Origin of the sequence: Amycolatopsis sp. (assembly GCF_025464955.1) — a bacterium.
In the GTDB taxonomy this organism is placed as follows: Bacteria; Actinomycetota; Actinomycetes; order Mycobacteriales; family Pseudonocardiaceae; genus Amycolatopsis.
Genome location: NZ_JAODNM010000030.1, coordinates 204205 through 217653 on the forward strand (window position 1 = coordinate 204205; position 13449 = coordinate 217653).

Annotated in this window: 14 protein-coding genes; 5 read left to right on the plus strand and 9 right to left on the minus strand. The window is 70.4% G+C overall.

The features are described 5' to 3' along the window. Nucleotides 1-33: 33 nt before the first annotated feature. Entirely contained in the window at nucleotides 34-660 is a 627-nt protein-coding gene (locus JWQ81_RS05700; RefSeq protein ID WP_297538260.1) for a LysE family transporter, read from the plus strand. 3 nt (nucleotides 661-663) lie between these two features. On the opposite strand, the gene JWQ81_RS05705 is transcribed toward JWQ81_RS05700, so the two are convergent. Beyond that, nucleotides 664-1932: an MFS transporter gene (locus JWQ81_RS05705; protein WP_297538401.1), complete on the minus strand. Its 1269-nt coding sequence runs from the start codon at nucleotides 1930-1932 to the stop codon at nucleotides 664-666. A gap of 193 nt (nucleotides 1933-2125) precedes the next feature. After that, nucleotides 2126-2890: an SGNH/GDSL hydrolase family protein gene (locus JWQ81_RS05710; protein WP_297538262.1), complete on the minus strand. Its 765-nt coding sequence runs from the start codon at nucleotides 2888-2890 to the stop codon at nucleotides 2126-2128. Nucleotides 2891-2955: 65 nt separating this feature from the next. Here JWQ81_RS05710 and JWQ81_RS05715 point away from each other — a divergent pair, with 65 nt between their 5' ends. Then, nucleotides 2956-3354 carry an SDR family NAD(P)-dependent oxidoreductase gene (locus JWQ81_RS05715; protein ID WP_297538264.1) on the plus strand — a complete coding sequence of 133 codons (399 nt, stop codon included), beginning with the start codon at nucleotides 2956-2958 and terminating at the stop codon, nucleotides 3352-3354. Here the strand turns inward: JWQ81_RS05715 and JWQ81_RS05720 are convergent. Further along, a complete protein-coding gene (locus JWQ81_RS05720; protein WP_297538266.1) occupies nucleotides 3263-4159 on the minus strand; it encodes a DMT family transporter in 897 nt (298 codons plus the stop codon). The two genes, JWQ81_RS05715 and JWQ81_RS05720, sit on opposite strands and share 92 nt — an antisense overlap. A 37-nt stretch (nucleotides 4160-4196) precedes the next feature. Here JWQ81_RS05720 and JWQ81_RS05725 point away from each other — a divergent pair, with 37 nt between their 5' ends. Then, nucleotides 4197-5612, plus strand: a complete 1416-nt coding sequence (locus JWQ81_RS05725; protein WP_297538268.1) for a PLP-dependent aminotransferase family protein — start codon at nucleotides 4197-4199, stop codon at nucleotides 5610-5612. Between the two features lie 4 nt (nucleotides 5613-5616). On the opposite strand, the gene JWQ81_RS05730 is transcribed toward JWQ81_RS05725, so the two are convergent. Genes JWQ81_RS05730 through JWQ81_RS05750 form a run of 5 tightly spaced genes read right to left on the minus strand, consistent with a single transcriptional unit; the run spans nucleotide 5617 to nucleotide 9651 of the window. Beyond that, a complete protein-coding gene (locus tag JWQ81_RS05730; protein ID WP_297538270.1) occupies nucleotides 5617-7593 on the minus strand; it encodes a copper resistance CopC family protein in 1977 nt (658 codons plus the stop codon). After that, nucleotides 7590-7877 (minus strand): glutaredoxin family protein, encoded by a 288-nt coding sequence (locus tag JWQ81_RS05735; protein WP_297538272.1) that lies wholly within the window; start codon nucleotides 7875-7877, stop codon nucleotides 7590-7592. The genes JWQ81_RS05730 and JWQ81_RS05735 overlap by 4 nt, the downstream gene beginning before the upstream one ends. After that, nucleotides 7874-8551: a peroxiredoxin family protein gene (locus tag JWQ81_RS05740; RefSeq protein ID WP_297538274.1), complete on the minus strand. Its 678-nt coding sequence runs from the start codon at nucleotides 8549-8551 to the stop codon at nucleotides 7874-7876. Before JWQ81_RS05740 ends, JWQ81_RS05735 begins: the two co-directional genes overlap by 4 nt. Further along, entirely contained in the window at nucleotides 8532-9455 is a 924-nt protein-coding gene (locus JWQ81_RS05745) for a cytochrome c biogenesis CcdA family protein (protein ID WP_297538276.1), read from the minus strand. Before JWQ81_RS05745 ends, JWQ81_RS05740 begins: the two co-directional genes overlap by 20 nt. Continuing rightward, a complete protein-coding gene (locus tag JWQ81_RS05750; RefSeq protein WP_297538278.1) occupies nucleotides 9448-9651 on the minus strand; it encodes a hypothetical protein in 204 nt (67 codons plus the stop codon). The genes JWQ81_RS05745 and JWQ81_RS05750 overlap by 8 nt, the downstream gene beginning before the upstream one ends. Nucleotides 9652-9807: 156 nt before the next feature. Between JWQ81_RS05750 and JWQ81_RS05755 the strand changes: the two genes are divergently transcribed. Next, nucleotides 9808-10179 (plus strand): BlaI/MecI/CopY family transcriptional regulator, encoded by a 372-nt coding sequence (locus tag JWQ81_RS05755; protein WP_297538280.1) that lies wholly within the window; start codon nucleotides 9808-9810, stop codon nucleotides 10177-10179. Then, nucleotides 10176-11138 (plus strand): M56 family metallopeptidase, encoded by a 963-nt coding sequence (locus tag JWQ81_RS05760; protein ID WP_297538282.1) that lies wholly within the window; start codon nucleotides 10176-10178, stop codon nucleotides 11136-11138. The genes JWQ81_RS05755 and JWQ81_RS05760 overlap by 4 nt, the downstream gene beginning before the upstream one ends. Before the next feature lie 20 nt (nucleotides 11139-11158). Here JWQ81_RS05760 and JWQ81_RS05765 read toward each other — a convergent pair whose 3' ends face one another. Next, nucleotides 11159-13393, minus strand: coding sequence for a cation-translocating P-type ATPase (locus JWQ81_RS05765; RefSeq protein ID WP_297538284.1), 2235 nt, complete (start codon nucleotides 13391-13393; stop codon nucleotides 11159-11161). Between the last annotated feature and the right edge of the window lie 56 nt (nucleotides 13394-13449).

Below are 13449 nucleotides of genomic sequence, written 5' to 3' on the forward strand. Positions count from 1 at the left end.
CGGCCCGGCGGGAAGGCCCTCTGTCGCGCTGTCATGACCGCGGCGCTCGTCGCGGGCCTCGTAGCCGGCTACGGCATCGCGATGCCGGTCGGCGCGGTCGGGACGTACCTGGTGACGGTGTCCGCGAGAACGTCCCTCCGGGTGGGATTGGCCGCGTCTCTTGGCGTTGCGACTGCTGACGGCCTGTACGCGTTGGTTGCGGTTCTCGGCGGGACGGCACTCGCCGCGGTGATCACGCCCGTTGCGGGACCGCTGCGCGTGGTCTCAGCGCTGATGTTGATCGCGCTCGCCGTCCGAATCACCCTCAACGCCGTCCGAACCCACCGACGCGCCACCGCATCCGCGGTGCAGACGCCTCCGCCGGTCGACGGCACCCGGGCGTACGTGAGCCTGCTGGGGGTCACGTTGGTCAACCCGACGACTGTCGTCTACTTCGCCGCATTGGTGACGGGCGACCATTCGGCCGTGGCGGACTCAGTTGGCGCGCGGACGGTATTCGTCCTTGCTGCATTCGGCGCTTCGGCCAGCTGGCAAGCTTTCCTCGCGGTCGGGGGTGCGGTACTCGGACGTGCGCTCGCCGGCCGGCGAGCCCGCCTGGTGACCGCGTTGGCTTCCGGTGTGGTGATCACTGTGCTGGCGGTGCGACTGCTGACAAGCTGAGCTTCAGGCTTTGCGGAGATAGGTCGAGTCGCTGGTGATGTCCGAATGCGACCGGTCGGGCAGCAGCGCGACGCACAACACCGTCACCACAGCGGAAAGCACAATATAGATCGAAATCGAGTACGGCGTCCCGGTGGCGTGCAGCAGGTACGTCGCGAGCAGCGGCGCGGGCCCGCCGGCGAACACCGAGGCGAGCTGGTAACCGAGTCCGGCGCCGCCGTAGCGGAGGTGGGTCGGGAAGCTCTCGCTGATCAGCGCTGCCTGCGGCCCGTACTGCATGCCATGGGGGATCATGGAAACCACGATCATCAGGAAGATCACCGCCTGCCCGCTGTTGGTCAGCACGGCGAAGTACGGGAAGGCGATCAAGCCGGTCAGCACCGAACCGGTGAGATACACCCGTTTCCGGCCGAAGCGATCGGAGAGATGGGAGAACCACGGGATGAACGCCAGCTCGAGCGCGGCTCCGACGAGCACGGCGTTGAGCACGAACGTCTTGCTGAAGTGGCGTTCCGCGACCACGTAGACCAGGACGTAGCTGGTGAAGAGGTAGAACGGCATCTGCTCGCTGAAGCGCAGCCCAGCGGAAAGCAGGATCTCCCGCCAGTGCCGCTTGATCACCTCGCCGACCGGGTTCGCCGACGTCTTCTTGTCGGCGACGACCTTCGCGAACATCGGGGTTTCCAGGATGCGCAACCGGATCACCAGTCCGACGCCGACCAGGATGAGGCTCGCGAGGAACGGCAGCCGCCAGCCCCATGACGCGAACGCCGCGTCGGACAGCGTCGCCGAAAGGAGGGTCATGCCCCCGGTGCCCAGCACCAGCCCGACGGGCACACCGACCTGCGCGAAGCTGGCGAGAAGTCCGCGTTTGCGCTGGTCTCCCCATTCCATCGCGAGCAGAACGGATCCGCTCCATTCACCGCCGATCGCGATGCCCTGGATCAGCCGCAGCGCGACCAGGATCAGCGGGGCCGCGACGCCGATCTGCGCGGTACCGGGCAGCACTCCGACGATCCCGGACGAGATACCCATCATCAGCAGGGTGACGATGAGCGTCCTCTTGCGGCCGATCCGATCGCCCCAGTGGCCGAAGATCGCCGCGCCGACCGGGCGGGCGGCGAAGCCGACGGCGTACGTGGCGAAGGACTGCATCGCGCCGGCGTAACCGCTGGACGCCGGGAAGAACAGGTGCGGGAAAATCAGGGCCGCGGCGGTGTTGTACAAGAAAAAGTCGTACCACTCGATGGTCGTCCCGATGGCCCCGGCCATGGCCGCCCGGCGAACCTGTTTACGCCGATCGCTGTCGTCGGTGGCCAGAGCCTTGCCGGCTTCTTCGCTGTCGAGTGTCACGCTGACCGCCTCCTGTGACCGGCATCACCGGTGGGTGCACACCCTCTCACGAGGGACCCGGTGGTTGTCCAGACCAGAAGATCGAATGGCTCAGTTTGGTGGCGGAGCCCCCTCAGGGCGTGACGACGGGGGCGAGCACGGGACGTTTGGCCGGGATCGTGTCGCCAGAGGACTCCCCGCGCAGGCGGCGCTGGACCCACGGCAGCGCGTATTCCTTGGCCCACTGCAGGTTCTCGCGCCGCTGAGCACGCGGATCGACGTACTCGCGGACGCCGAGCGCGGCCGGCACCAGCGTGTGGGGCTCGCCCAGGGCGTCGAGGAGGGCGATCGCGATCTCCGTGTGGCCGAACGCGTTGAGGTGCAGGCGGTCGGGGGCCCACCGGCGGCGGTCGCGCAGCTGCCGCATAGCCCACATGTCCACCAGAACGGTGTTGTGCCGGGCCGAGAGGAGCCGGATGTGCTCGTTGTAGATGGCGACGCGGCCACGCATCTTGCGGAACAGGGCGTCTTCGACGCCGTCCACACCGGTGAACAGGACCACCTTCGCCCCGGACTCGACGAACCGGCGGACCGCTTTGTCCAGCTCGTCGATGAGCGCGTCGATGTCGACCTTGGGCCGCATCAGGTCGTTGCCGCCCGCGTACAGGGTCACGAGGTCGGGGCGCATGTCCAGACCAGCGTCCAACTGCTCGCTGAGCACCTGGGCGAGCAGCTTGCCGCGCACGGCGAGGTTCGCGTACTGGAACTCGAGATTCCCGATGGCCAGCTGCTCAGCCGTCCGATCGGCCCAGCCGCGCACGCCGTTGGGGTAGGAGTCGTCGTCATCCCCGACGCCCTCGGTGAAGGAGTCGCCGAGGCAGACTAAGCGCTTGCTCATGTCCGGATCGTATCCCAGCCGCGTTCGTCGTCCGTCGAGCCAGTCGGCGTGATCACTTCACACCGGTGGCACCGGGTCATACTGAATGCCGCGGCGCACTTCACGCTCCAGTCCACGAGCGTATCCGGCCGATAGCGCTGGACGTCACCGACGCTGCGCAGCTGGCAGCGGCAGCGGCAGCGAAGGACATCGGACCGCTCAGCGGCTTGATCAACAACGCTGGAGTCACCTTTTCCGGCCCCATAGAACACCTGCCTCTCGACCGCCTGCGCGAACAACTGGAGATCAACGTTGTCGGGGTGCCAGCCGTATCCCAGGCGTTCCTGCCCGCGATCCGGGCTGGCCACGGCGCTCGTCGGACTGACGCCGAACTCACTCCGCAGGCGGTCGGCCGAACCGGGCGCGGACGGCGATCCCGGCGCACGCGATCACCGCGATACCGCCGAGCACCGTGGGCCAGGTGAGCTGTTCGCGCAGGAACAACGCCGCCCAGGCGATCCCCAGCACGGGCTGGACCAGCTGTACCTGGCTGACCCGCACCATCGGCCCGATGGCGAGTCCGCGGTACCAGGCGAAGAAGCCGAGGAACATGCTCACCACGCCCAGGTAGGCGAACGCGGCCCACTGGATCGGGGTGCCGCTCACGGGATGCTGAGCCAACGCCACGACCAGCAGGGCGATCATCAGCGGCGCGGCGAGCACGAGCGCCCAGGACACGGTCTGCCAGGCGCCGAGTTCGCGTGCGAGGAGCCCTCCTTCGGCGTAGCCGATGGCGGCCGCGACCACGGCGCCGATCAGCAGTAGGTCGGCCCGGTGCAGGCCGGTGAACCCGCCGCCCTGCACCGCGGCGAACCCGACGGCGGCGACCACGCCCGCAGCGGCCATGACCCAGAACGAGGCGCGGGGTCGTTCGCGGCCACGGACCACGGCCGTCACGGCGGTCGCGGCGGGCAGGATCGCGATCACGACGGCGCTGTGGCCGGCGGGCACGGTGGTCAGGGCGTACGAGGTCAGCACCGGGAAGCCGACGACCACGCCACCGGCGACGATCGCCAGACGTCCCCACTGGGACGCGCGGGGCAGGCGCTGCCTCGTGATCGTCAGCGCCGCGGCGGCGAGCAGTCCGGCGATGATGGCGCGGCCGGACCCGATGAACAGCGGCGACATCGTGCCGGTCTCGACGGCGATCCGGGTGAACGGGACGGTGAAGGAGAACGCCGCGACCCCGAGCAGACCCCACCGGAGTCCGGCCCGGGAGGGGGATAGCACAGCGGGCGCTGGGCGAGTAGCGCTACTATTCAGTGTCATGTCGGACGATAGCAGTTCGCGGATAGTTTCGGGACTTCGCGAGTGGCTCGCGACGGCCCCGCCGGGTGCGCGGCTGCCCTCGACCAGGGCGCTGGTGTCGCGGTACGGGGCGAGTCCGGTCACGGTGCAGAAGGCGCTGCGGACGTTGACCGCGCAGGGCATGGTCGAGAGCCGTCCCGGCGTGGGCACCTTCGTGCGTGCGATCCGTGTCGCCCGCCCGAACGACTACGGCTGGCAGACCGCCGCGCTCGGAACGCCGGACAACCGCACGGCACAGCTGTCCACGCCGCTGCGGACCGCCTCGAACGACGTGATCGCGTTGCACTCGGGCTACCCGGACCGCGAGTTGCTGCCCGAGCGCCTGGTCAGGGCCGCGTTCACCCGTGCCGCCCGCAGCGACGCGGTCGTCAACCGGCCCCCGGCCGCGGGCCTGCCGGAACTCCAGGCGTGGTTCGCGAACGAACTCGGCACCGCCGCACCGGTCGGCGTCACGCCGCCCGCGCCCAGCGACGTGCTCATCCTGCCGGGCAGCCAGAGCGGACTGAGCAGTATGTTCCGCGTGCTGGTCGGCGCTGGTCGGCCGCTGCTGGTGGAGTCACCCACCTACTGGGGTGCCATCCACGCCGCCATGCAGGCAGGCGTGCAGATCGTGCCCGTGCCCAGCGGCACGCACGGACCGGACCCCGAAGAGCTGGCCCGCGCGTTCGGCCGGACCGGCGCCCGAGCCTTCTATGCCCAGCCGAACTTCGCCAACCCCAGCGGCGCGCTGTGGTCACCCGGTCTGGCCGACCAGGTACTGGACATCGTGCGCCACCACGGCGCGTTCCTGATCGAGGACGACTGGGCGCACGACTTCGGGATCACCGCCGACCCGACGCCCATCGCCGCTCGCGACGACAGCGGCCACGTCGTGTACCTGCGGTCACTGACGAAGAACGTCTCCCCGGCGGTGCGCATCGCGGGGATCATCGCGCGTGGCCCGGCCCGTGAACGCATCCTGGCCGACCTTCACGTCGTGTCCATGTACGTCAGCGGCCTGCTGCAAGCCGTCGCGCTCGACGTGGTCACGCAGCCCGCGTGGCGCACTCATCTGCGCAGCCTCCGTCACCAGTTGGCTGCGCGTCGGGACCTGCTCGCCGAGGCACTGCTCGAGCACGTCCCTACCGCGCACCTTGAGGGGCTGCCCCAGGGCGGGCTCAACCTGTGGGTCCGGCTCCCCGACAGCACCGACCTGTCACGGCTCGTCCGGGACTGCGAAACGGCCGGGGTGCTCGTCGCGCCGGGCCACGAGTGGTTTCCCGCCGAACCCCCCGCTTCGTACCTGCGGCTCAACTACTCCGGTCCGAACCCCGGCGCGTTTCCCGACGGCGCCCGCCGGATCGGCGAGGCACTGGCCCGCAACAACCAGCCGTGAGACGTCACGCCGGATACTCGAAGGTGCGGGTGATCAGGTGGTTGGGGGTGACGTACTCCTCGCGCAGGATGCGGTCGTCGGCACCGACGAACAGCCGGACCACCTGTCCCTGGGGGAAGCCGAACCCGAGCTCCGTACCTGACTCGGTGGTGGCGAGCACAACGGGCGTGATGCCGCCGTTGCCGTAGGGCTCGGTGGCGAGGAACTCCGTGCCACTGAGCGGAAGCACCGACTCCGCGCCGGGGTAGCCGTCGTAATCGCTGGTGACAGCCTCGTGCACGACGATGCGCGCCGCCGCGTGCATCGCGGTGAGCACCTGGGCCAGTACGGCGGGGTCGGCGCGGGAGGGCCACGGGATGTCCAGGTCGACGTCGCCTCCATGCCAGGGTGGCGCGGCGATACTCAGCCGGACGTCGTTGATCCCGGCGGCCCAGTCGACGGGCGTGGTGAAGCAGCCCGCGCCGCAGCCCCGCAGCGTCAGCGCGCGCTGGCTTGCCGCGTTGGCGGTGACGCTTGCCGCCAGCTGGTAGGGCGGTGCGGTGCCGGCGGTCGGGGTGTCGGCGTTGTCGGTACCGAGGTCGTCGCGGTCGGGTGTGCTCATCCGGACGACGAGCCGGCCGCTGCTGGCGGTGGCGATAACCGTTACCTGTCCGGCCAGCGTGCCCGCGGGAACGACCACGCCGGTCACCGGCGGTGGCGCGGCGAGGTCGTTGCTGACCGGTCGCGCCGGCGCCACCGACACGAGCACCGACGTCACGACGAGCACCCCGGTCAGGATGGCGACTTCGCCGCGCGCGCTCCGGCCGAGCGGGTGCACTGTGCGGTTCCGGCGGGAACGGCCCAGCCTTCGCCTGCCCGCCGCGGCGAGCACGATGACGGCGGCGACCAAGACGATCTTGACGAGTAGCACCAGGCCGTAGAAGGTGTCGACCAGCGACACCAGCGATGGAAGCACGATGAGTGCTTCCGCGGTGCCGGTCGCGACCACGAGCGCCAGCAGGACCAGGGCGAGGCGGGCGTAGTCGTAGACCAGCAAACGGGTCCACCCCGCCCGGCTCCGCCACGTCAGTGCCACCCGCAGCACCTGGACCAGGGCGCCGACCCACACCCCGGCGGCGAGCAGGTGCACGATCGTCAGGGCGGTGCCGAGGACGGGGGAGTCCGCATGCGGGTGTGCCCGCATGCCTTCCGCGACCACGACCGCGAGCAGTGGAACGCTCGCGACACCGGTGATCCGGGGGAGGGTGCGAGCGACGATGGCCAGTACGGCGGCCAGGGCGAACCCGGCGACTTCGACGAGCAGCACGAGACCGGCCGGAGACGCTGTCAGCGCGAGACCGCGCTGGTTGAGGGCGAGACCGATCGCGGCGAGTGTCCCCAGGGTGGCGCCTGCCAGTAGTAATGGTCGTGGGGGCAGCGGCTCGGTGTCGTCGGTGCTGGCTTCGCGCGCGACGCGGCGGGCCAGGACGTCGCCGGCGAGCCCGCCCAGTGCGAGGAACAGTCCGGAGAACAGAGCCCAGCGCAGGACGATCACCAGTGGTGAGTCGATCGCGTCGCCGGAGACCACGCCGCCGGCCGGGATGGGGGCAGCGGTGCCGACGGCGAACGTGCTGATGCCGGAGACGAGGTCGCCGTCCTCGGCGGTGACCTCCCAGTGCAGGCGGTAGCCGCCGTCGGCAAGATGCCCCGACACCGGCGCGGACAAGCGCCGCCCGCCCAGTGACAGTCCGGCGCGTCCCAGAGCGGGTTGCGGGCCGGTGGCACCGGTGAGGATCAGCGGTGTGGCGGTGATGCTGACGGGTTCGTCGAAGTCCAGGGTGAGCTCGGTGGGCGCGGTCGGAACCGCATAGCCGGCCGGGGGTGTGCTGCCCAGCAGCGTGGCGTGCGCCGACGCCGCAGGGCCGGGCAGCAGCAGCCAGAGCGCAGCCGCGACAACCGAGACCGCCACGATCCGATGCCCGAGCCGGTTGGTGCGCCTCATGGTCTGCGATCGTGCTGCGTCGTAACGGTTTCCAGGGCTCGACGGAGTTTGCGTTCCGACAGCCGTCCGAACGAGAACGGTCTGCCGTCCACGAGCACACCCGGCGCGAACAGGACCCCCGCTTGCGTCGCGAGGCGCCGGCCTTCGGCGCCGGCCAGGTCGATTTCGTTGACCTGCAGGCGATAGTGCGTGCCGAGACGGTCGAGGACGGTCTTGGCATGGTCGCAGAACCCGCAGTCGGGCTGAGTGAGCAGGGTGATCACCACAAGCGGCGGTTCGGTCACGCTGTCCGCTCGGCGGCCAGGTCGGTGAGAATCTTGCTGGTGGGCAGGAACATGGTGTAGTCGGGGGCACCGCCGTAGTCGGCGCGCCAGCGGATGGTGCCGTCGGGGCCGACCAGGATGAAGCTGTGGCCGTCGCGCATGTCGCCCATCATCCCGTGCTGGTTGGCGTTGTAGGCCTGCGAGACCGCGAGAGTGGGGTCGGAGAGCACCGGGGTGGTGAGCTTCTCGTCGGTTACCTTCTGCCGGATCAGATCGGCCGGGTCGGTGGTGATCGACACGACCGCGCTTACCCCGGCGGCTTTCACCGCGGCTTGGTTCTGTTCCAGGTCGTGGATCTGGTCCCAGCACGGCTGGCACGACAAGCCCTCCTGGAAGTACAGCAGCACAGTCTTCCCGCGGAACCCGGCCAAGCTGACCTGTCCACCGGAGCTGGAGGCGAGAGTGAACGGCGGAGCCGGGACGCCCACACCGGGTTGGCCCGCGACGTGCGCGAAACCGCTGGCATCACTCGAGCCCGTGGCGCGGGCTTCCGTGGTGTGGGAGTCCTGGTACACCAGGAACAACGCCCCCAGCGCCAGGACAGCGACAAGCGCGACGACGACCAGCGTCGACCGGCTGACTCCGGTGGGGCGGGTGGATCGGCGGGGCGCGGTGCTATCGCTGGTCTTGCTCACTGCGGTTCTCCTCGACGGTCAGGGGGTCGGATTGGTGGTTGTCCTCGGCGGCGCGTGACGACGTCCGGGTTGCTCGTCGGATCAGGAGGGCGAAGCCAAGTGCCAGCACGGCGATCAGGACCCAGCCCGGTATCCAGGACAGGGCGTCGAGCGCGAGGGCGCTGAGATGTTGCAGCCAGGCGCTGAGCGTGGTTTGCCAGCCGCCGCTTGCCATGCCGGGTCCGGTGAACGCCAGCACCACCGACAACGCGCCCATTCCGACCATCAGCAGGCCGCTGACCGCGCTGCCCAGTGCCATCTGCCGCGTCCACCGGCCCGCCCTGATCGTGACGGTGCGGTCGGTGAGGAGCCGGGTGGCGCGTTCGCGGCGCTTGTCCCACGCCAGCGCCACGAGCGCGAGCGGGGTGACCATGCCCGCGACGTAAGCCGCCCCGATGGCCAGGGCCACCGGGAACGACGCCGCGGCGCCGGAGAGGACCGCGACACCGGCGAGTACCGGGGCGCAGCAGGCGCTGGCCGCGCCGGAGAACGCGCCCAGTACATACGCCGACCCGAAGCTGCCCTGCTTCACCGTGCGCCCGCCGGGCATCGGGAGGTTCGGTTTCCAGCCGGCCAGGGTCGCGGCGCCGGCGGCGATCATCAGGGCGCCGCCGAGGGAGAACACCCACAGGTGCTGGGTGAGCAGCAGGCGGCTCAGGAACGTCGCGCCGAGCCCGATCGGCAGGATCACCGTCGCCACCCCGGCACCGAAGACCAGCGTCGCGGGGACGACCCCGCCGCGGTGGCGGAACCCGGTGGAGAGGTAGGCGGGCAGCATCACCGACACACAGCAGGGCGCCAGCAACGCGACCACACCGCCGAGGAACGCCGTCAGCAACGTCGTCCCGACCAGCAGTTCACCCACGAATCGACCCGGTGAGCTCGGGTTCCGGCGCTTCCCGCCGGGTCCGCAGCTCCGCGAGCTCCGAACGCAGCGCGGCGAGCTCCTGCGCCGTCCCCGGATCGGGGCTGGTGGTGTCGCGGGTACGGGTACCGCGGCCCATGAGCAGCATCATCAGGCCCATTCCCACGGGGCAGACCAGCAAGAGCAGGGTGTGCATCGCCTCTCCTCACGTCCCGCGACCGGCAGTGACCGGCGCGTTCCTACTATCTCCGTACGTAGATAGTATCTTGGTGAAGTCGAGGGGCTGAGCGGGCCGCCGGCGGCGAAGTACCCTGGGACGGAGCAGCGGCTCAGCGAACAGTGAGGGAGTGGCGTGGGCGGGTTCGGGGAACTGGAGACGGTCGTGATGGACCGCCTGTGGAACCGGGAGGGCACAACCTCGGTGCGCGAGCTGTTCGAGGACCTGCGCCTGGACCGGGAGATCGCCTACACCACGGTCATGTCCACGATGGACAACCTGCACCGCAAAGGGTGGCTCTCCCGCAAACGCCAAGGCAAAGCCTTCCTCTATTGGCCCACCCTGACCCGCGAGCAGCACAGCGCCCGGCTGATGCGCGACGCCCTCGACGACGGCGGCAACCCCTCACTGGTGCTGAGCCACTTCCTGGAACAGATCAGCGACGAGGAATCCGCCGCCCTGCGCGCCACCCTGGCCCGGCTGAACGACACCGAGGACGCCGGATGAGCATCGCGTCCTGCCTGCTGATCTACACCGCCGCCGTCACGGTGCTCGCCCCACGGCCGCTGCTGCGGCTCACTCGCAGCGGTGTTGCACCCCGCCTGGGCGTCGCGGCCTGGCTGACCGCGATCGGCACCGTCATGGCGGCCGGGACCGTCGCCGTCGTGATGCTTGCGCAGGACATGGCGCGCAACTGGAACCGGCCGGGCGACACGGTCCTCGCCGCATGCTTCGCGCTGCTGCGCTCGGTCGCCACGGGCCGCTACGGCGTCGAAGTCCAAACAGGACTTGTCGGCCTCACCGTGGTCGCCGCCGGAGCGGTCGCCGCCGTGGCGTGGCGGCTCGGCCGGTCCTTGGCCCGCGCGCGGACCAGTACCCATGACCACGCGCGGTCGGCCCGGCTCACCGGACGCCGCATCGCCGGCGTCGAGGCGATCGTGCTCGACGCCCCGCAGCGACTCGCCTACTGCGTGGCGGGGCGGCCGCACACGATCGTCGTCACCAGCGCCGCGGTGGACGCCCTCGACGGACCTCACCTCGCGGCCGTGCTCGCCCATGAACAGGCCCATCTGAGCGGACGCCACCACCTGATCCTGGCCGCCACCCGAGGTGTGGCGGCGATCCTCCCGCGCGTCGGCCTGTTCACGACCGGTGCGTCCGAAGTCGCGCGGCTGCTGGAAATGTGCGCCGACGACACCGCCGCACGCCGTCACGGATCCCGGAACGTCCTCACCGCACTGCTTGCCCTGTCCGGCGTCGCGCCGATCCCGGCCGGCGCTCTGGGTGCCACCGGCGTCGGTGTCCTCGCCCGGGCTCAGCGTCTCGCCGCCCCTGCGGCACCTGCCCGCCGGTTGCGGACGCGGCTCGCCTTGACCGCGGTCGCGGGCGGGGTGGCCGCCGGGCCTGTCCTGATCGGGCTGCTGGCCGCCACCGGGCTGTCCGTGTGCGGTCCGATGGCGTGCTGATCCGGCGGCCGCAGAGCGGTTCACTTGTCGCGGAACCGGAGCAGCCGCAGGGAGTTCGCGACCACGCTGACCGAGGAGAAGCCCATCGCGGCACCGGCGATGATCGGGTTGAGCAGGCCGGACGCGGCCAGCGGGATCGCCAGCACGTTGTAGCCGAACGCCCAGCCGAGATTCTGCAGAATCGTTCGGTAGGTGCGCCGCGACAACCTGATCGCCGTCGCGACTCCGCCCAGGTCCCCACTGATCAACGTCAGGTCACTGGACTCGATCGCGACATCGGTGCCGGTACCGATCGCGATACCCAGATCCGCCCGCACCAGCGCCGGGGCGTCGTTGATGCCGTCACCGACCATCGCCACAACCTCTCCGGCGGCCTGCAGCGCGGACACCTCCGCTTGCTTCTCCGAGGGCAGAACTTCAGCCAGGACCCGGTCGATCCCCACCTTGGCCGCGACGACCTGCGCGGTGCGCGCGTTGTCTCCGGTGATCATCACGACCTTCAGGCCGATGCGGTGCAGCCGCGCGACAACCTCGGTGGCGTTGTCCTTGAGCGTGTCGGCCACCGCGAGCACACCCCGCACCGCGCCGTCCCACCCCACGAACACCACGGTGCGTCCCTCGGTCTCCAGCCCCTGCGCGCGCTGGTCCAGCCCGTCGGGTACGGCCAGCCCCGTTTCGGTGAGCATCCCGCGTCGCCCGACGGTCACCACGGTGCCCTCGACGTCGGCGCGGACCCCGTGCCCGGCTACCGCGGCGAAATCCCGCGCCGGGGGCAGATCCCCGGTTCGCTGCCGGGCGGCCGCGGCGATGACGTGGCCGATCGGGTGCTCGCTGTCGGCTTCGACCGCGCCAGCGCGGCGCAGTAGCTCGGTGTCGTCGGTGCCGGCCGCGGCGAGGACGGTGGTCAGGGACATCTCACCGCGGGTCAGGGTGCCGGTCTTGTCGAACACCACCGTGGTGATGTTCCGGGTGCGTTCGAGGACCTCGACGCCCTTGATGAGGATGCCGAGTTTCGCGCCCCGCCCGGTGCCGGCCATGATCGCGACGGGGGTCGCCAGGCCGAGTGCGCACGGGCAGGCGACGATCAGCACCGCGACCGCGGCGACCAGCCCGGCGACCGGGTCGTGCCCGCCGAGCCACCAGGCGAGGAAGGTGGCCGCCGCGAGTGCGATCACCACGGGCACGAACACCGCGGAGATGCGGTCGGCGAGGCGTTGCGCGCGGCTTTTCCCGGCCTGCGCGGCGGATACCATCGCCACGATCTGGGCGAGCGCGGTGTCCGATCCCACGGCGGTGGCTGCCACGGTCAGGGCCCCGCTGGTGTTCACCGTAGCCCCGGCCGCCTTCGCCCCAGGGGTCTTGTCCACGGGCATCGACTCGCCGGTCAGCATGGACTCGTCGACCGCGCTGGAGCCGTCGGTGACGTGGCCGTCGGTGGGGATCTTCTCTCCGGGGCGCACCCGCATCAGATCACCGATGCGGACCTCGGCGACCGGGATCATCAGTTCTAGTCCGTCCCGCAGGACGCGGGCCTGTTTCGCGCCGAGTTCCAGCAACGCCCGGATGGCGTTGCCGGCGCGGCCGGTGGCGAGCGCTTCGACGTAGCGGCCCACCGCGAGGAGCACGATGATCAGCGCGGCGCTTTCGAAGTAGGTATCGCCGCCGCCGAACAGGAGCTGCGCGGTGGAGAAGAGATAGGCGGCGAGGGTGCCGATCGCGATCAGGGTGTCCATGTTCGCGGTGCCGTGGCGGGCCCGGCGGGCGGCTTCGCGCAGGAACGGCCAGCCGACGTAGAACTGCAGCGGGGTCGTGAGCGCGAGCTCGGTCCATCGTGCCCACGGTTGCGACCCGATCGACCCGGAGAACATCGCCAGATACGCCACGGGCAGCGCGAGGGGCCAGCCCACGATCATCCGGCGCAGCCAGGATCGTTGCGCCGCGGCCTGTTCGTCACCGTCGGAGACGGCAGGCGCGGCCGGTGCCAGCGGGGTGAGCCGGTAGCCGATCTTGTCCACTGCGGACTGCAGTTCGTCCGGGTCGGTGTGGTGGTCGGCGAGGGTCACGTGGGCGACACGGGTGGCGAAGTTGACCTCCGCGGCGCTCACGCCGTCCTGTCGGCCCAGGGTGCGCTGGATGCGGGCGGCGCACGAGCCACACGTCATCCCGTGGACGGCGAACTCCAGGCTCGCCGTCGTAGGGGTCGGTGGGGTGGGTGGGGTCGGCGAAGGGGTGTCGATCATGGTCCGGTTGGTCATCACGGCGCCTCCGAGTGTGTGGGCTGTCGGCTCGGTTGCGAGTGTTATCCTTCCAG